The sequence below is a fragment of the Micromonospora sp. WMMD961 genome, from assembly GCF_029626145.1.
Taxonomy (GTDB): domain Bacteria; phylum Actinomycetota; class Actinomycetes; order Mycobacteriales; family Micromonosporaceae; genus Micromonospora.
The window spans coordinates 1,578,780-1,597,299 of record NZ_JARUBJ010000002.1 but is presented as its reverse complement, the minus strand read 5'-3'; the positions used below and the strand labels follow the sequence as shown (position 1 = coordinate 1,597,299).

At 69.2% G+C, this 18,520-nt stretch carries 10 protein-coding genes, 3 tRNA genes and 3 pseudogenes; 8 read left to right on the top strand and 8 right to left on the bottom strand.

The window, feature by feature from the left end; genetic code table 11:
• The first annotated feature begins 574 nt into the window (after window positions 1-574).
• The 4 genes and pseudogenes from O7614_RS07650 to O7614_RS07635 all read left to right on the top strand — a co-directional run.
• Window positions 575-1,177 carry a DUF4956 domain-containing protein gene (locus tag O7614_RS07650; RefSeq protein WP_278137769.1) on the top strand — a complete coding sequence of 201 codons (603 nt, stop codon included), beginning with the start codon at window positions 575-577 and terminating at the stop codon, window positions 1,175-1,177.
• A complete protein-coding gene (locus O7614_RS07645) occupies window positions 1,174-1,995 on the top strand; it encodes a polyphosphate polymerase domain-containing protein (protein WP_278137768.1) in 822 nt (273 codons plus the stop codon). Before O7614_RS07650 ends, O7614_RS07645 begins: the two co-directional genes overlap by 4 nt.
• A pseudogene (locus O7614_RS07640) lies at window positions 1,893-3,674 on the top strand (CotH kinase family protein); the annotation flags it as partial. The gene O7614_RS07645 and the pseudogene O7614_RS07640, both read left to right, overlap by 103 nt.
• Before the next feature lie 42 nt (window positions 3,675-3,716).
• Window positions 3,717-4,079 (top strand): annotated as a pseudogene (locus O7614_RS07635) (cellulose binding domain-containing protein); the annotation flags it as partial.
• 52 nt (window positions 4,080-4,131) lie between these two features.
• Here O7614_RS07635 and O7614_RS07630 read toward each other — a convergent pair.
• Both O7614_RS07630 and O7614_RS07625 read right to left on the bottom strand, forming a co-directional pair.
• Complete coding sequence (locus O7614_RS07630) at window positions 4,132-6,600, bottom strand: glycoside hydrolase family 3 protein (protein ID WP_278137767.1); 2,469 nt, start codon at window positions 6,598-6,600, stop codon at window positions 4,132-4,134.
• A gap of 106 nt (window positions 6,601-6,706) precedes the next feature.
• Window positions 6,707-7,117 (bottom strand): annotated as a pseudogene (locus tag O7614_RS07625) (beta-glucosidase); the annotation flags it as partial.
• A 441-nt stretch (window positions 7,118-7,558) separates the two neighbouring features.
• Between O7614_RS07625 and O7614_RS07620 the strand changes: the two are divergent.
• Entirely contained in the window at window positions 7,559-8,671 is a 1,113-nt protein-coding gene (locus O7614_RS07620; protein ID WP_278137766.1) for a ricin-type beta-trefoil lectin domain protein, read from the top strand.
• A 378-nt stretch (window positions 8,672-9,049) separates the two neighbouring features.
• Here O7614_RS07620 and O7614_RS07615 read toward each other — a convergent pair whose 3' ends face one another.
• Window positions 9,050-9,517 (bottom strand): carboxymuconolactone decarboxylase family protein, encoded by a 468-nt coding sequence (locus O7614_RS07615; RefSeq protein WP_278137765.1) that lies wholly within the window; start codon window positions 9,515-9,517, stop codon window positions 9,050-9,052.
• A 176-nt stretch (window positions 9,518-9,693) separates the two neighbouring features.
• Window positions 9,694-10,566 carry an SDR family NAD(P)-dependent oxidoreductase gene (locus O7614_RS07610; protein WP_278137764.1) on the bottom strand — a complete coding sequence of 291 codons (873 nt, stop codon included), beginning with the start codon at window positions 10,564-10,566 and terminating at the stop codon, window positions 9,694-9,696.
• A 195-nt stretch (window positions 10,567-10,761) separates the two neighbouring features.
• Here O7614_RS07610 and O7614_RS07605 point away from each other — a divergent pair, with 195 nt between their 5' ends.
• Window positions 10,762-11,625, top strand: coding sequence for a helix-turn-helix transcriptional regulator (locus O7614_RS07605; RefSeq protein ID WP_278137763.1), 864 nt, complete (start codon window positions 10,762-10,764; stop codon window positions 11,623-11,625).
• A 245-nt stretch (window positions 11,626-11,870) separates the two neighbouring features.
• Here the strand turns inward: O7614_RS07605 and O7614_RS07600 are convergent.
• The 3 genes from O7614_RS07600 to O7614_RS07590 all read right to left on the bottom strand — a co-directional run bounded on the left by O7614_RS07600 (window position 11,871) and on the right by O7614_RS07590 (window position 15,309).
• Window positions 11,871-11,946, bottom strand: a tRNA-Lys gene (locus tag O7614_RS07600).
• 65 nt (window positions 11,947-12,011) lie between these two features.
• Window positions 12,012-15,092 (bottom strand): VWD domain-containing protein, encoded by a 3,081-nt coding sequence (locus O7614_RS07595; protein WP_278137762.1) that lies wholly within the window; start codon window positions 15,090-15,092, stop codon window positions 12,012-12,014.
• A gap of 141 nt (window positions 15,093-15,233) precedes the next feature.
• A tRNA-Lys gene (locus tag O7614_RS07590) sits at window positions 15,234-15,309 on the bottom strand.
• Between the two features lie 187 nt (window positions 15,310-15,496).
• On the opposite strand from O7614_RS07590, the gene O7614_RS07585 reads away from it, so the two are divergent.
• Both O7614_RS07585 and O7614_RS07580 read left to right on the top strand, forming a co-directional pair.
• Window positions 15,497-16,771 (top strand): Ig-like domain-containing protein, encoded by a 1,275-nt coding sequence (locus tag O7614_RS07585; protein WP_278137761.1) that lies wholly within the window; start codon window positions 15,497-15,499, stop codon window positions 16,769-16,771.
• Between the two features lie 251 nt (window positions 16,772-17,022).
• Complete coding sequence (locus O7614_RS07580) at window positions 17,023-18,312, top strand: Ig-like domain-containing protein (protein WP_278137760.1); 1,290 nt, start codon at window positions 17,023-17,025, stop codon at window positions 18,310-18,312.
• A 116-nt stretch (window positions 18,313-18,428) separates the two neighbouring features.
• On the opposite strand, the gene O7614_RS07575 is transcribed toward O7614_RS07580, so the two are convergent.
• Window positions 18,429-18,501: transfer RNA gene (locus O7614_RS07575), tRNA-His, on the bottom strand.
• Window positions 18,502-18,520: the final 19 nt, after the last annotated feature.

Genomic DNA, 18,520 nt, shown 5'->3' with positions numbered 1-18,520 from the left:
GCGCGCGCACCGCGCACCCCGCCGCACAGCCCGCCGCGCGGCCCGTGGCGCGGTCCGTCGCGCAGCCCGTCGCACGGTCCACCGCGCAGTCCGTCGCACGGTCCACCGCACAGCCCGCCGCGACACCACTGCCGCGAGCCCTTCCGCCTGATTCGTTTGCGGCATCAGCTCCATAGGCGCCGCGGCTACCGAGCCCCGCCAACGCTGGCCGTCGCGGGAGAGAGTCAACGGCCACACCCCCTGGGCCACGCCGACGATCAACCCCCCAGGCTGCGATCAATCGAGACGCACGACACCCGAAAGGTTCCGAAAGTTTCGACGACCCAGCAAGTCGAGTCACCGCCGTCGGCATGCCCAGATCAGCCGCACCGGGCCCTCGCCAGGCGGCTCAGGAGCCGGATGCGCGCACGAAACATACATTGACTTACATTGATGTTCTGCTTACAGTCACCTACGGAATACCGAAAGTTTACCGGAAAGAAATCCGGCGGTCCGGCCACCTTCCGCAGGTCGCCACGCAGCGACAGCGGCCAACGCGGCCCGTTCCGGCGGCTGACCAGGAGGAATCCCAGCGATGTCGCAGCTCGTCCTGTTCGCGATCGACATCTGCGCGGTGGCGCTGCTCGTGTTCGGGCTCTACTTCCCGCGGCACCGCCGGCGCGACCTGGTCGTCGCCTATCTGGGAGTCAACGTCGGCGTCCTCGCGGTGGCGAGCGCGCTGAGCGCCAGCGACGTCGGCGCCGGGCTCGGGCTGGGGCTGGCGCTGTTCGGGGTGCTCTCCATCATCCGGCTCCGCTCGACGGAGCTCGACCAGCACGAGGTCGCGTACTACTTCTCCGCTCTCGCACTGGGCATTCTCGGCGCGCTCAGCACCACCTCGGTCTGGCTCAGCGGCGGCCTGATGGCACTCATCGTCGCGGTCATGTTCGTCGGTGACCACCGGCGGCTGCTCCGCCACTACCGGCACCAGATCATGGTGCTCGACTCCGCCGTCACCGATCAGGTCGCTCTCGTCGCCCAGTTGGAGCAGCTGCTCAACGCCCGGGTGCACAAGGCCATCGTCCAGCGGCTCGACATGGTCAACGAGACCACAGTGGTCGACGTCCGATACTCGGTCGCCGGGCGCAGCGCGTCGGCCGGCACCAGCAAGCGGGTACGAGCCGGAGCGGTCCGATGACCGCGCCACCGCTGGCGGGGTTGGCACCGATCGCACTCGCCGAGGTGATCGACCGGGCGGCGCTGCAGAGCAGGGTGGACCGCAAGTACGTGATCGCGGTGGACCAGCTGCCGAACCTGCTGGACCAGCTCACCGGGTACGCCCGGGTGCTGGACATCGACGGTGAGCGCACCTTCCGCTACGAGTCGGTGTACTTCGACACACCCTGTCTGGCCAGCTACCACTGCGCCGCGTACCGGCGGCGCAGGCGCTTCAAGGTACGGACCCGCACCTACCTCGACTCGGCCCAGTGCTGGCTGGAAGTGAAGATCAGCGGAGCACGCGGACTGGTCACCAAGCACCGTCTGCCGTATCTCGCCGAGGACCGCCGCACCGTCCGGTCCGGACGCGGGTTCGTCAACGATGTGCTCGACCGCGAGTCGATCCGGGCCGACATCGCGGGCAGCCCGCTCGAGCCGATGCTGGTCACCAGCTACCGTCGCTCCACTCTGCTGCTGCCGGCGACCGCAAGCCGGGTCACCATCGACACCGGCCTCACCTGGCAGGACGGTGACCACACACTGCGGCTACCCGGCATCGCCGTGGTCGAGACCAAGACCAGCTCGGCTCCCTCGCTGGTCGACCGCATCCTGTGGCACCGCGGGACCAGGCCCGTACGCATCTCGAAGTACGCGACCGGGCTCGCGGCTCTCCGGCTGGACCTTCCCGACGTGCCATGGCGACGGACGCTACGCCGCCATTTCCGCGCCAACCCGCCCGCGGCGCTCCCGGAGTTGACCGTTCCCACCCGATCAGAACAGGAGGCATCGTGCGCATGACCACCCGCAACACCGGTCTTCCGGTGGTGGCCCTTCGTGCCGCCGGGATCGCCGCCGCCACCGTGTTCGTCGCAGGCCTGCTCGTGGTGCAATCGCCACAGGCCGGCGCCGGACCCGTCGCCGCCCAGGCCGCCCCGCCCGTCACCGAACTCATCGCCGGCACCCAGGCCGCCGACGCCGCGCCGGCCGCGGCGGACGACCTGGTCGGCGACATCACCTTCTCGGTGCCCAGCGGCACTTTCCGAGGAGAGGTGGCGGTGACGCTGGGCAGCACGGTCAGCGGTGCCCAGATCCGCTACACCACCGACGGGCAGCCGCCCACCGCCCAGTCGTCGCTCTACTCGGGCTCGGCGCTGCGCTTCACCCGCACCACGCAGTTGCGGGCACAGGCCTTCGTCGGTCAGACACCGACGGGTGCGCCCGGCACCGCCATGTACGCCGCACAGAACGTCACCACCGCTCACGACCTGCCGGTGGTGCTGATCGACTCCTACGGTGCGGGCCGGCCCGACCGCGAGTACCTCGACGCCACCACCATGATCTTCGAACCGACGAGCGGCGGCACCACGTCGCTTTCGGCCGCCCCGACGCTCAGCACCCGGGCGGGATTCCGCTTGCGCGGCAACTCGTCCGCGACGTTCGAGAAGACGCCGTTCCGCGTGGAGTTCTGGGACAACGAGGACGACGACGCGGACCACCCGGTGCTGGGCATGCCCGCCGACTCGGACTGGGTGCTGCGCGGCCCGTTCCCCGACAAGGCGCTGATCCGCGAGGCGCTCGTCTACGACCTCGGACGCGAGATGGGGCTGCCGGCTCCGCGCTACGCGTTCGCCGAGTTCTACCTGAACACGGACGCCGCGCCGGTGGGCGCCAGCGACTACATGGGCGTCTACATGTTCATGGAGACGATCAAGAACTCCAAGGACCGCCTCGACCTGAAGCAGTTGGACTCCGACGACGTGACCCTGCCGAAGATCCAGGGCGGGTACATCTGGAAGTTCGAGTGGATGGCGGCCGAGGAGCCGACGTTGCCGTGCACCGGGCCGGCGGCGACCTGCTGGAACTACCTTGAGGTTGCCGATCCGTCGCCCCTGCAACCGCAGCAACGCGACTGGCTGCGCGGTCACCTCCAGGAGTTCAACGACGTGCTGCACTCGTCGAACTTCGCCGACCCGGCCACCGGATACCGCAAGTACATCGACGTCGACTCCTTCGTCGACCTCATGATCGTCAACGAGTTGAGCCGGGAGATGGACGCCTACGTCCGTAGCTCGCACTTCTACAAGGACCGGGACAGCAAGATCTTCGCGGGTCCGCTGTGGGACTTCGACCTCAGTTTCGGCGTCGGTGGATTCTTCGCCAACGACCAGGTGTCGGGCTGGCAGCACCAGCAGACCCGGCAGCCCTCGGCCAACGACTGGTTCGCCCAGTTGCTGCGCGACCCCGCGTTCGTCAACCAGGCCCGATCACGCTGGCAGACGCTGCGCCGCGGCCAGCTCTCCGACGCCGCGCTCCAGACCCGGATCAATGCTCTGGCGACACCGCTTACCAACGCGGCCCAGCGCAACTTCCAACGCTGGCCCAACCTGACGTCGCCGACGGTCAGCTTCTTCCGTACCCCGACCTCGCCCACCTGGCAGGGGCAGGTCCAGGTCATGCGGGACTGGATGTTGCGACGCGCCGCCTGGCTGGACTCCACGGCCGGCTGGGGTGGGTCCGTCACCACGCCACCGCCCACCACGCCACCGCCCACCACCCCACCGCCCACCACCCCACCGCCGGCGACCGGCTGCGCCGCGACGTACGCGGTGACCAGCCAGTGGACCGGCGGCTTCCAGGGCGAGGTACGGGTCACCGCGGGGACCTCGGCGATCAGCAACTGGACCGTGACGTGGACCTTCGCCGGTGGCCAGAGCGTCACCCAGGCGTGGAACGCGACCGTCACGAGCCAGGGATCCGCGGTCACCGCCCGCAATGTCGCCTACAACGGCGCACTCGCGGCCGGCGCGAGCACCACGTTCGGGTTCCTCGGCTCGTCCTCCGGCGCGCCCAGCACACCGACGCTGAGCTGCACGGCGAGCTGACCAACCAGAGGCCTGGGGCCGGGTCGACAGTCGACCCGGCCCCGGGTTCCGGTCACCTCATGGAGAATTCCGCCAGCCGCAGCGGGGAGTCGAACACCAGGTACACGTCATGGGTGCCGACAGCTCGGGCCAACTCGGTGCTGGTGCTCACGTACCGGTAGTCGTCGCCGGTGCTGGGCACGGTGGCCGTGCCGAGCAGCCGGCCGGTGGGTGATCCCAACCGGATCTGGATGGTGCCGGAACCCGCCGCGGCCCTGGCGACCTTCGCGGTGAAGGTGTGCGCGCCGGGACGCAGGGCGGAACCGGCGAACGAGATCCACTGACCGGCCTCGGTGGCACCGACGGCCGTACCGCTGGGCTTCGTCTCGTCGACGAGCCGGACCCCCGCGTACCCGTCGAAGTTCTCGGCCCGGGTGGGCCGGGACAGGTCACGCGCCGGGATCGTCTCCCCGCGCACACGCACCGCGGCCCGGGCCCGGATGTCCCCGGCGGATGCCCCGACCATCAGGTCGTAGGTGGACGACTCGACCACCCACCGGCTGCGGGTGACGTCCCAGTGCGCCAGGTCGGCGGCGGGCACCCGCAGCGTCACGGTCCGGGTCTGCCCGGGGGCGAGTTCCACCCGTTGGAACGCCTTGAGCTGACGGATCGCGGTCGTGTCCCGCGACGTGCGCTGATGGGTGTAGAGCTGCACCACCTCGGAGCCGGCCCGCCCGCCGGTGTTCGTCACGTCGACGTCGACCGCGATGGTGCCGTCGGCCCTGACCGATCCGGCGCCGGCGCGGGCCGGGCCGTACCGGAAACGGGTGTACGACAGCCCGTGGCCGAACGGGTAGAGCGGTTTCGCGCTGCTGTAGAGGTAGGTCTGCCCGGACGAGATGATGTCGTACTCCAGCAGGTCCGGGGGCAGTTGCCGGTCGGAGCGGTACCAGGTCTGGGTGAGCTTTCCGGACGGGTTGCGGTCGCCGAACAGGACGTCGGCGATGGCGTGCCCCGTCTCGGCACCCGCGTGCGTGGTCCACACCACGGCGGGCACGTGCTCCTGCTCCCAGTTGATGGTGACCGGGTAGCTGGTCTGGAGCACGAGCACCGTCCGTGGGTTGGCAGTGGTCACGGCCTTGACCAGCGCCTCCTGACCGGCGCTCAACGCCGTGGAGGACCTGTCGTGCGCCTCGCGCCCGTTGATGAACGGGTTGCTGCCGACCACCAGCACGGCGGTGTCGGCCGCCCGGGCCGCCGCCACGGCCCGGTCGATACCACTGCTGACCAGCTCACGACTGAAGTGGGTCGCGGCGTCGGGAGTGGCCGCGCCGAGCTTGAGCGCGCCGTCCTCGCCGACGGTGACGTACTTCTCGGCGCCGAACCAGCTCTCCTGGGTCTCGTAGCCGACGTAGCGCAGCACCACAGTGCCGTCGGCCTGCGGCTCCAGCGTGAACTGCTGCTGCACGTACCAGCCGTTCGGCTGCTCGTCGCGGGTGACGAACGGCCCCCAGTTGTAGCCGAGGTAGCGGCCGTTGGCGGCGTTGCGCAGCGTCACCACGTCCTGGCCCCAGTCCACCACGTCGAACTGGGCGGCGAGTGACGCGGTATCGCCGGTCGCGGCGACCGGGTCGGCGTCAGTGGTGCCGGTGGCCGTGACGTACCGGCCGGTCGCCGGGTCCTTCAGCGCGATGCGGTCCGCCCCGTCGATCCCGTCGACGCTCGCGGAGGCGCCCAGCCGTTCGCGGATGCCGTCGAGTGCCGTCACCTGGTACGGCAGGTCACCGCCGTACCAGTCCGAGTAGAGGGTGTCGGCCAGCGGACCGAGCACAGCGACAGTGCGGGTCCGGGCCGGGTCCAGCGGCAGCGCCTGCCGGGAGTTCTTCAGCAGCACCATTGCCTCACCGGCGGCCTGCCGGGCGAGTCGCTGGTGCTGCGGGCTGTTGATGACGTCCGGGGTGATGCCGCCGTACCGGCCGCCGCCCGGGTCGAACTCGCCCAGCCGGAACCGGATGTTCAGGATGTCCCGGATCCGGGCGTCGATGTCCCGCTCGGTGAGCAGGCCGCTGGCGAGCGCCTGCTTGACGGCGTTGACGGTCGGCTGGGCGTTGGTGTCGTCGGTGATGAAGCTGCTGAGGCCGGCTTTGATGATCGCCGCGTTGGCCTCGGCCTGGTTGGGGTAGTACTTCTGGGAGTTGACGAGGTTGTTCGGCGCCCAGGCGTCCGTGACGTGCATCAGCGACTGGTCGGTCCAGCCGCGTACCACCGTGTCCAGGTCCGGGTCGACGGTCGCGGGACGTCCGTTGACCAGGTTGTACGCGGCCATCATCCCGGTCGCCGCGTCGGCGGCGATCGCCGGCTTGAACGCCGCCCGGTCGTACTCGTTGAGCACCCGGGGTGGCACGTTGGACGAGGTGACGTCGCGCCGGACCTCGTTGTTGTAGGCCAGGTAGTGCTTCAGGGTCGGGGCGCTCTTCAGGTGGTCGGGGTCGCCGCCGGTCATGCCCGAGCCGTACGCGCTGGAGATCGCGCCGGTGAGCACCGGATCCTCCGAGTAGCCCTCCTCGTTGCGGCCCCACCCGGGGGTCGCGCAGCAGGTTGACCACCGGCGCCCAGAGGTTGAGACCCCACACCCGGGGGTTCTGTGCGTGATAGCCGCGCGCCTCGTCGCCGACGGCGGAACCCACCCGCCGGACCAGGTCGGTGTTCCAGGTGCTCGCCATGCCCACCGGCTGCGGGAAGACCGTGCCGCGGGCCTTCACCACCGCGCCGTTGTCGTCGATGTCGGTCGACCAGGCAACCCCGTGCAGGGCCTCGGTGCCGGTCTTGAACAGGCCGATGCCCAGTCGGGGTACGGCCGGCTGGTACTGGTGCAGCCAGGAGATCTTCTCGTCCAGCGTGAGACGGCCGAGCAGGTCGTCGACCCGGGCGTTCACCGGTAGGTGGGGATCTCGGAACGGGTAGGTCGGTTCGGCGAGCGCGGTGCCGGGAACGGCGGGTAGGGCCAGCAGGGCGAGCGCGAGCGCGGTGATTCCGCGCCGAAGGCGCCACTTCCGCATGCGGTTCTCCTCTTGTCGTACGACAGGCGCGATTCAGCGCCAAGACCAGCGTGGCCAGGCTCGACACCCGGCTGACGGGCCTGAACGACGAATCATCGAAGCGCTTCGACGACCCCACCACGGCACCACGGTCAGGAAGGTGCGCGATTCGCGCAACTATAGGTGGGCATCTATTGATGAACAAGGCCGGCCACCGTCGACCGGCGGGGGCCGCGTGCGCCTCGGCGACGAGCAGCCGACGACCCGCGCCGGGCGCCGCACGCCCCAGATCCGTGCAACATCAGGGATGTTGCCGCCTCCCACCTCCCGCAGGCAGCACCATCGGGGAAGTTGCGCGGATCTTGGGCGCGAGGCGCGTGGGTAGACCCAGCCGATAAGGGACATCTACAATCTTCGTTGTTAACGCTCACACTCGTCCCAGTGCTGAGGCAGGAGAGATCTATGCGAACGAGGGCAAGATGGCTCGCGACACTCGCCGCGCTCGGCGTCGTGGTCGCCGGTGTGCTGACCCCGACCGGCCCGGCCAGCGCGGAGTCCAACGGCGGGGTACGGGTGATGCCGCTCGGTGACTCCATCACCGAGGGGACCCAGGTGCCCGGCGGATACCGCATCGGGCTCTGGCAGCGACTGGTCAACGGCCGGTACACGGTGGACTTCGTCGGGTCGCAGTTCAACGGGCCGGCCAGCCTGGGTGACCACGACCACCAGGGGCATCCCGGCTGGCGCATCGACCAGATCGACGCGAACATCGTCGGCTGGCTCAACACCCAACGGCCGCAGACCGTCCTGCTGCACATCGGCACCAACGACATCCTGCAGAACTACAACGTGAGCACCGCGCCGAACCGACTCTCCACGCTGATCGACCGCATCACCACCACCGCACCCAGCGCAGAGGTGTTCGTGGCGCAGCTCATCCCGATCTCCAACAGCAACCAGGCAGCGGCCGTCCGCACCTTCAACGCGGCGATCCCGGGCATCGTGCAGAGCAAGGTGAACGCCGGCAAACGGGTGCACCTGGTCGACATGCACGGCGCCCTCACCACCTCCGACCTGATCGATGGTGTGCACCCCACCGCCGGTGGCTACGACAAGATGGCCGCCCGCTGGTACAGCGCCTTGCAGTCGGTGCCCGGCAGCATCGGCAACCCGGGCAGCGGAGGCGGCCAGACCACCGCCATCGTGGGCACCCGGTCCGGCAGGTGCGTCTACGTCCCCGGGGCGTCCACCACCAACGGCCTCCAGCTGCAACTGTGGGACTGCCACAGCGGCACCAACCAACAGTGGACCTACACGAGCGCCAAGACACTGACGGTGTACGGCAACAAGTGCCTCGACGCCGCCGGCTACGGCACCTCACCGGGGACCCTGGTCACCATCTACGACTGCCACGGCGGCACGAACCAGCAGTGGAACGTCAACGCGAACGGCACCATCACCGGCGTGCAGTCCGGCCTCTGCCTGGACCCGAGCAACCAAGGCACCGCCAACGGCACCAAGCTCATTCTCTGGACCTGCACCGGCCAGACCAACCAGCAGTGGAGCCGCCGATAGCCGACGCGACCTGGCGTCCCGACTGCCGGCGTACCCCGGGAAAGCCGACGCTATGGAGTGATCACCGCTCGGCGACCGCGCAGCTCGCCCTGCTCGATCATCCGGTGCGCGTCGGCGACCGCCGACAGCGGCACCGGGACCCGGCCGACCAGGTCGCGGCCGACCACGAAGGGCAGCGGAAGTGCCGTTGGGTACGCACCGGAGCGGACGAACGTGTCGACGTGGTTGGCCGGCGGTTGGACTTCGACCTGGTCTTCACAACCGGCATCGATACCCCATCGAGCCGCGAAACCTGAACCGGCACTTCGTCCGGCTCATGGCGCTGACCGGAAGGGGTCAGGCCCGGTCCAACCGGACCGGGCCTGACCCCTGAACCCCTTACTTACCAGGGTCTGAGCGTTGCGGGTTCTCTGCGAAGACCTGAGCCGCGACCTGGTAGCCGTCGAACGCGCGTGCTACGCCAGCGTAGGCCGCTACCTGAAGAAAGACTTCGGCGATCTCTTCCTTGGCGGCGCCGGCGTTGAGCGCGATGCGAAGTTGACCACGGAGGGGCTCCAGGACGCCGAGTGTCGCCGCGATGGTGACGGACACCAGTGCCCGCGTCCGTGTATCTAGGTGCTCGGTGCGCGGCCAGACGTCGCCGAAGGCGTGCATCGTCGCGATCCGTTTGAAGTCTGCGCCGTTAGCTGGCTCACCAGGCGTGGCGCCAAGAAAGCGCTCCAAGCGGAAGCCCAGCAGACGCTCAGCCGTGTCCAGCGCGGCGGCATACCCCGGGTCTGTCGGATGGTTCGTCGTCACGATAATCATTCTTTCATCTATAAGGACAAAGCAGGCGAGATCCGGCATCTAGAGGGTGACTGAGGATCGTCACCTCCGTCGAGCTGATCAAGTCGCATGTCGGGACCGGGCAGCGTCTCGCTGTGGGAGCCATGGCTGACGGCCGCTGGCCGGCCCCGGTGGCGGTTGCCGGGATCGGCCAGCCGACCGAGCCGCCTGTTACCCGAGACGGAGTCAGCGCATGGTCAGGAGATCTGCCAATCGATCGGATGCTCGCCCGGGCGCGGGATCAACGCAGTGAACAGCGGGCTGGGCTCTGCGAGGACGGCGGTACGGAACTCCGCCCAGTAGCCGTCGGTGCCCAGGATCTGCTTGGCCCTGGGAATGGCTGCCGAGTCCGGTGCGGAGTAGTAACGAACCTTGGTGTTGTCCCCGTCGACGGCGGCTCGGTACACGACGTCGGCGGTAATCGACGGGTCGGAGCCGGTCGGCGCGTTCTTGGAGAAGAACGCATCGATTCCAGCCTGGTAGTCCGCAGGGACGTCCTGCGCAATGTCGATCTTCGTGAAAATGCGGGTGGAGTGCTGTCCGGGCAGGACGGCCTTGACCGCGATGCCGAAGGCGGCCACCTCCAGGCTCATCCCCTCGCTGAGCGCCGCCACGGCTGCCTTGGAGGCGGCGTAGACGGCGCTGTACGGATAACCCTGCTCGGCGGTCAACGAGGAGATGTTGATGATCGTTCCGGAGCGCTGGGCGCGGAAGATCGGCAGGAAGGCCTGGCTGAGCGCGATCAGTCCGAACACGTTGGTCTGGAACTGCCGGTGGATCTGGTCCATGCTGCTCACCTCCACAGGCCCCATCTGGTAGAAACCCGCATTGTTGACCAAGACGTCGACCTTTCCGAACTGCTCCACGGCGGCCTGCGCGAAGGGCCCTGCCGCCTGCTCGTCATCGACGTCCAGCAGCAGCGTCCTGACCCGCTCCAATCCATCGTGCACCGTCAGGTCGGCCTCCTTGCGGACCGTCGCGACCACGTTCCAGCCTTCGGCGGCGAACTTTTCGACGATGGCCCGGCCCATTCCAGTTGCGGTACCGGTCACCACGATCGTTTTCGACATGGAGGGCTTCCTCTCCCATTAGTTGGTACCGGCCCGGACATCCGTGCCCTCTACGGGCTTTGCTGCTGTCCGGGCAAGTGGTGGCTTGCTGATGCGTCCTAGTCTCACCGTGGTAGATCGGGCCGGCCAGGTTCGGTTTTTCATGGGAAAGAAAGTCCCAGGTATCCGCCGAGGCCCGGGGGTAGGTTGGGTTTCATGTCCAAGCGCCCGGCGTCCAGCGTGAGCAATCCGCTTGCCGAGTTTTTGCGCGCCAGCCGTGCACGTATCCAGCCGGACGACGTCGGCCTACCCGGCGGCGGCCGGCGGCGCCGCGTTCCCGGGCTGCGCCGTGAAGAGGTCGCCCAGCTGGCCAATGTCAGCGCGGACTATCTGGCCCGGCTCGAGCAGGGACGCGTCACCACTGCGTCACCCGAGGTCCTCGACGCCCTCGCGGACGCGCTTGGTCTCGACCGCGACGGCCGGGAGTACTTGCACTCGATCGCAGGGCCGAAACAGCGCCCAGGATCCCGTACTCAGACCACGTCGCGGGTTGACCCGCAGACCCAGCGATTGCTCGATAGCCTGTACGAAATTCCCGCCTACGTATTCGGTCGGAGACTGGACATCCTCGCCTGGAATCCCCTGGCCGCTGCCTTGTTCACCGATTATGGGGCACTGCCGGAGCGGCACCGGAACCTTGTCTGGCTCACTTTTCTCGATCCGGGTTACCGGGAATTGAACACCGACTGGGCCAGGGCCGCCCAGGAATGCGTCGCCTATCTACGCATGGAGGCCCGGAACTACCCGAGCGATCAGCGCCTGGCCGAACTTGTCGGGACTCTCTGCGTCAAAGACGCGGACTTTCGCGCATGGTGGGGCGGCCACCTCGTGACCGGCGCCACGCTGCGCCGCAAGATCTACCAACATCCACTGGTCGGTCCGCTCGCCCTCGATTCGCAGCAATTCGACGTCAGCGGCAAGTCCGACCAACACCTCGTGGTGTTCACCGCCGAACCAGACAGCCCATCCCACGAGGCACTGAAGTTGCTCGCCCAGTGGGCGAACACGCCGGTGGCTTGAAATCCCCGTTCCGAACGTGTCGCCCCACTCACCGACGACCACATCCCCGACGCGGCGGTTGTCGCCCACCAGCCGACGACACCAACCTGAAACCACGAATCGAAGATGCCCGGCGACGTCCACCAACGCAGGCCGTGTCGCTCCAGGCACGGAACGGTCCAACGGCTTCCGAGCACCCGGCTACGGGCACGGAACATGAAGAAGGCCCCGACCCAGGTGGAAACCCAGGTCAGGGCCCATCTCAGTGGTGCGCCGCCAGGGACTCGAACCCCGAACCCGCGGATTAAGAGTCCGCTGCTCTGCCAGTTGAGCTAGCGGCGCTCGTCGGCAACGGGACGAGACGCTAGCACGTCCCGCACGTCGCCCCGAACAGGCAGGGGTCCGCCTCACCGCAGCGTCAGCGTGACCCGCCCGGTGGCGACCCCGGACGGGTCCACCACCACCGTGTACGCGCCGGAGGCCGGCAGCACTGTCGGCCCGATATCGCCAGCCCCGTTGACCACGCAGCCGCTGGTGATCGGGCTGTCGTCGGGGGCGCGTAGCTCCAGCACGCCGCACTGGTCGGGTAGGTCGGAGGCAGTCGCGGCCAGACTCACCGAAGTGCCGGCGCCAGCGGTGAACCGGTAGGTGGTGACCGCGCCGGGACGGTCGACGGTGACGACGACCGGCGGACCGCCGACGGTGATCGTCGCCGCCTGGTCGCGGCTGCTGACCAGCCGCAGTGTGGTCGCGCCGGTGGTGCGTCCCGTCGGGTCGACCACCACTGTGTACGTCCCGTCGGCGGGCAGCAGGGTGCCGTCGATCTCGCCGACGCCGTTGATCACGCAGCCGCTGGTCAGCAGCCGATCCTCGGCGTCGCGCAGTTCCAGCGGGGAGCACTGGTTGGGAAGTGTGCTCGTGGGCACCTCGACGAAGACGCGCTCACCCTGCTGCCCGGTGAACCGGTACCGGGCCCGCGCGCCGGGATGGTCCAGGATCGCGGTGACCTCCGGGCCGTTCGCTTGCAGCGTGCCGTCGACGTCCCGGGTCACGTACACCCGGACTGCTGCTCGTCCGGTGTCGCCGGGGGCGGCGGTGACCCGCACGGCGTACGTGCCGGTGGTGGTGAGGTCGACGCGGTCGATGTACCCGAGGCCGTTGATGGCGCAGCCGCCCCCGATGTACTGGCCGCTCGGGTCGGTGAGCGCGTACGGCGAACAGCGGTTGGCGATCCCGGGCGCGGTGACGTCGACGAAGACGGCGTCACCGGCCTGGCCGGGGAACGTCAGCGGCGGCCCGCCGAGGGTCAGGCTGGCGGTCGCGATGGGTACGGCCGTGATCGACGTGGCGGCGGGCGGGGCGACCTGCTCGGTGGTGGCGCCGGCCACCGCGAACTCGGGGCGACCGCTGACCGCGACGTCGAAGACGCACTCGGCGAGCTGGGCGGGGACGGTGATGCCGGCCCACCGGCAGATCTGCTCGGCCGTGGCGCGACGGGCCGGGTCGAGGTCGCCGACGGTGACCTCCCGTTCGGGGAAGGTGCGGTCGGTGAACGTGCCGGTGTCCTGCCCGTCGTCGTAGTGCAGCAGCGAGCGTTCCGGGGTGACCCGCCAACTGTCCGCGTACGCGGGGTAGAGCTGCGTGAACGGCACCGGCTGGGTGAGCGCGCTCCCGTTGGAGGGTGCGATGTCGTCGGCCGGGTCGCCGTCGAAGTCGCCGAGCAGGCCGCGGACCTTCCCGGCCCGGCCGTCGGAGAGCTTGACCAGCACCCGGTAGCCGTAGTGGCCGATCTGGTCGACCGCCGCCGCGGAGCCGTCCGGCCACGTCACGTCGTACCCGTCGGTGGGTCCGGTGTCGGAGGGACGGCGGGTGAGGGTGCCACCGCCGGGCAGATCGGTGCGTTCCGGCGGCGCGGCCACCGACGCGCCGTCGACGTGTACCCGGGTGCCGCCGTCGGTGAGCGTGAGCGCCACCCGGTGGGCGCCGACCCGGAACGCGACCGCCGAGTTGACCGAGGCGGTCCGGGTGCCGGTCATCGGCGCCTGCCGGACCTGCACCTCCAGCGGGTCGTTGCCGGCGGCGGTGACCAGCGTGAACTCGCCCACAGCCTGGAAGTCGTAGGCAACCCGGTCGAACGTGACCAGGTGCGGGTCACCGTTGCTGCCGCCGCAGTTGGCACCCTCCTCGCAGAGCTTCACCGGCCCCTTCTGCGGGGGCTTCTTCTTCGCCGGTTTCTTGCACTCGTCGAGGCTCTTCGGCAGCGTCTTCCCGTCGTACTCGGTACGCGGTGGCAGGCCCTTCGCCGCCCGATACCGGTTCTCCGCGAGTGTCGCCTTCACCTCGGCGGTACGGATGCCGGTGCTGCCGCAGTCGCCCTGCGGAACCTTGTTCTGGGAGATGTCGTCGGCGTGGTTCAGCTCGTGGTAGAGCGCGGCGCAGGGGTCCCGGGACACACCGTCGCCGTACGGGTCGACGGAGGTCGGATTCCAGGTGACCGTCGAGGAGCCCTTCCCGTCGGGGCTGTCCGGGGTCTCGAACGCGCCCGAGCCGCCGGTGGTCGGGATGATCCGCACCCGGGGTGACTTCTTGTCCCGCAGCCGCGGGAGCAGGCCGGACGGGTCCCCGCCGGGCGCGGCGAATCCCTTCAGGCAGGCGTCGACAGCGCCCTGGAAGTCGACGCCGCTGACCGGCACGCCACCGGTCGGGTCCACCGCGTAATCGGCCCGGGCTGGCCGGGGCCCGCCGGCGACCAGTGCGCCGACGGACACCAGCAGCAGTGCCACCGCGGCGGCGGCCGGCCGGCGGCGTCTCCGCCGGAGGACCACCACGAGCGCGACGGTGAGCAGCGTCAGCAGCAACGCTCCGCCGGCAAGCCACAGCCAGCGCTGGCCGGTCACGCCGTCGCCGTCACCAACAGTGAAGGTGGTCGTCCGCAGCGTGGTCCCGCCCGCGCAGAGGCTGGTCGCGCCGGTCACCGGCAGTGGCAGGTAGCCGGCGGTCACCTCGTACCGGCCGGGGGCGCCGACCGGCCACAACGTGTCCAGGCCACCGCCGTCCGGGGTTGCTGCCACCGAGCGGAGCAGCACCGCGTCGGGCGTGTCACCGTCGTGCAGGCGTACGCCGGTCAGGCTCACCGTCGTTGTCGCACCGGGTTCCACAGTGGTGAGCCCTGCGGTGGCGGCAGCACCGATGCCGTCGTCGTGGAAGCTGCGGGCCAGCGTCGGCGTGAGGTCGCGCCCGTCGAGGCGTACCCCGGTCACCTGGACGGTGCCGACGGCGCTGGTCGGCAGCGCGCAGGCCGTGCCTGTGGTGTTCGTGACAGTGAGGTCGAGGCGGACCTGGTCGCCGGCCCGGTAGTCGGTCTGGCCGGGCCGCAGGGCTAGGCCGAGACCGCCGTCGGCGGGCGCCGCGACGGCACTCACCGCGCCGGCAGCCAGGGCGGTGAGCAGTACGGGAATTGTGGCCGCGAGTCGCGCCGTCCACCTCATGGTGCGGACTGTAGGGGCGCGGCGGCCGATCTTCGTACGCTCTGTCGGGGACCGGTCCCAGCGGTGACGCCCTGCGCCGTCATCCGCCGGTGCGAAAAAGGCCCTGACCAGGTAGTAACCACCAGTCAGAGCCTTGATCGTTGGTGCGCCGCCAGGGACTCGAACCCCGAACCCGCGGATTAAGAGTCCGCTGCTCTGCCAGTTGAGCTAGCGGCGCTCGTCGGCAACGGAGAGAACATTAGCACCCCCGGAACCCGGGCTCCAATTCGGTTACCCGACTCCCCCCTTCGGTCGAGCTTTGCCGACAAAATGCCGCAAACCGTCGCACCGGCTGAAGCCGGGGACGTGGGTTGCGGCGTCGATGCGGCACGATGTCCGCCAGGTACGCGAGAACAGAGGTGGGCATGGCACGGTTCACGCGAGCCGGAGCGGTGGTGGGCGCTCTGACTCTGGCGGCGTCGCTGGCACTGACCGGGTGTGGCGGCGAGCAGAAGAAGCCGGAATTCGTCGGCGGGACGTCGGCGGCCGACCCGGGCGCCGCGCCGGGTTCGTCGGCGAGTCCGGATCCGAACACGCCGAGCACACCGAGCGGGCCGACGCTCACCCTGAGCCCGGCCGACGGCGCGAAGAACCGGCCGGTGAGCACGGAGATCAGCGCGAAGCTCCCGGACGGCGGGAAGGTGTCCGCGGTCACCCTGACGGCGGACGGCGGGGGTTCGGTCGAGGGCAAGCTGCGCACCGACGGTTCCGCCTGGGTGCCGTCCGCCCCGCTGAAGTGGGGCACCCGCTACACCGCCACGTTGACGGCGAGCGGAGCCGACGGCACGAGCAGTCAGGGCACCAGCAGCTTCACCACGATGGCCAAGCCGAAGTCGACAATCGGGTCCGGCCTGTACCTCTTCGACGACAAGAGCTACGGGGTGGCCATGCCGGTGGTCACCGAGTTCCACCCGGGCATCCCGAAGAAGGACCGGGCAGCGGTGCAGAAGCGGATGTTCGTCCGCACCGACCCGCCGCAGCCGGGAGCGTGGCACTGGGTCGACAACGGCACACAGGCCTACTACCGGGCCCCGGAGTACTGGAAGCCGGGCACGACCATCACCGTGCGGATCGCCATCGCGGGGATGCCGCTGAGCAACGGCCGCTACGGCGACATCGACCGCAAGGCCACCGCGAAGATCGGCCGGTCGTTCGAGATGAAGGTCGACAACGCCAACAAGAAGATGACGGTGTACGAGAACGGCGCGCTCGTGCGCACCATCCCGGTGAGCCTGGGCAAGAAGAGCACCCCGTCGTCCAGCGGCACCATGGTCGTGATGGAGAAGAAGGAGGCCACGGTCTTCGACACCCGCGACGACCCGGACCCGGCCAACCGCTACGTCACCGATATCCAGTTCGCCCAGCGGCTCACCTGGGGTGGCGAGTACATCCACGCCGCGCCCTGGTCGGAGCACGTGCAGGGGCGGCAGAACGTCTCGCACGGCTGCGTGAACGTGTCGATGGCGAACGCCAGGTGGTTGTTCGAGAAGACCCGGGTCGGTGACCCGATCACCATCAAGGGCACCGAGCGCAAGATCGCCGCCGGCAACGGCTGGACGGCGTGGAGCCTGAGCTGGTCGGCGTTCGTCAAGGGCAGCGCACTACCCGTACCCAGTGGTGGGGCCGGCCCGGCGATCTGAGTCGCCCGACGTCCATGCGCCGGTCCGGCCGATGGCCGGGCCGGCGCGTACTCTTGCAGTCCCGCGCCCCGGACGACGCCGCGGCGACCCCTCGATCCTGGTACGGAGACGAGCCACGCTCACGAAACGCCGGATAGTAGCAAGAATCCGGCATCATGGTCGGCGTGTTTCGGTTCACCCTCGGCAACCGGGGCCGGCTCTGGCGCGTCAGTAGGAGACGATGGGGCAGCGACCACGACTGTGAGGGAATCATGCGAGCTAGCCAGGACCAGCTGATCAGGCGCGGTGGGCGAGGCCGCGTGTTCGCGGCAGGGCTGCTCGCCGTGGCACTGGCCTTCACCTCCGCGTGCACCGACGGCGACGGCGGCAACCCGTCCTCCTGGCACGGTGGTGGTGAGGACCCGGCGCCGAAGGCGGCGGCGACCATCAGCGAGCCGGCGGCCGACGCCAAGGACGTGCCGGCCTCCACCGGCATCACCTTCACCACCAAGGACGCCAAGGAGACCGCCGTCGAGCTCAAGGACGCGGCCGGCAAGGCGGTGGAGGGCACCCTCGCCCCGGACGGCAAGTCGTGGCTGCCGGCCGGCGCGCTGGAGTACGGCACCGCGTACACGGCGACCGTGACCGCCACCGGCGACGACGGTCGTCCGGCCACCGCTACCAGCACCTTCACCACGATGGCCAAGCCGGCCAACCAGGTACGGGTGACCAGCTTCCTCGGTGACAACCAGGTCGTCGGGGTCGGCATGCCGTTGATCGTGAAGTTCAGCCGGGGCATTCCGGAGGACTACCGCGACGACGTGCAGCGCCGCATGACGGTGACGTCGACGCCGGCGCAGGAGGGCATCTGGCACTGGGTCAGCCCCACCGAGATCCGGTACCGGCCGAAGGAGTTCTGGAAGACCGACAGCAAGGTCTCGTACCGGGTGCAGGCCGGTGGTCTGCCGATGGGTGAGGGTTGGTACGGCCGTGCCGACCTCAGCGTGGACATCAAGATCGGCCCTGCGGTGGTCATGACGGTGGACAACAAGACCAAGCGGATGACGGTGACCCGCAACGGTTCTGTGATCAAGACCATCCCGGTCAGCCTCGGCAAGAAGAGCACCCCGTCGTCCAGCGGCACCATGGTGGTGATCGAGAAGCTGCGCAAGACGGTCTTCGACACGTTCGAGGAGCTGGGCCCGGAGGAGGGCTACCGCACCAAGATTGACTTCGCGCAACGCCTCACCTGGGGCGGAGAGTTCATCCACGCGGCACCCTGGTCGGAGGGGCAGCAGGGCACCACGAACGTCTCGCACGGTTGCGTGAACGTGTCGATGGCCAACGGCGACTGGCTGTTCAAGAACACCCAGATCGGTGATCCCATCACCGTGAAGGGCACCGAGCGCAAGCTGCAGAACGGCAACGGCTGGACCGACTGGAACATGAGCTGGGACGAGTACGTCAAGGGCAGCGCCCTGCCGTACGAGCCTCCCGCCGACCCGGACACCACCCCGACGACCCCGGACGGCGCGACCCCGTCACCGACGCCGACCGCCTGAGCCCGACGACGACAGCCCCCTCCGATCCGGAGGGGGCTGTCCCGTATTCCCCTACCTCTTCCCTACAACGACTCAGGCCCCCTCCGCAGAGGGGGCCTGAGCAGTGCAACCATCGGGGTGACTGATGGGAATTGAACCCACGACAACCGGGACCACAACCCGGTGCTCTGCCAACTGAGCTACAGCCACCATGCCGCCGTCGCCCGGT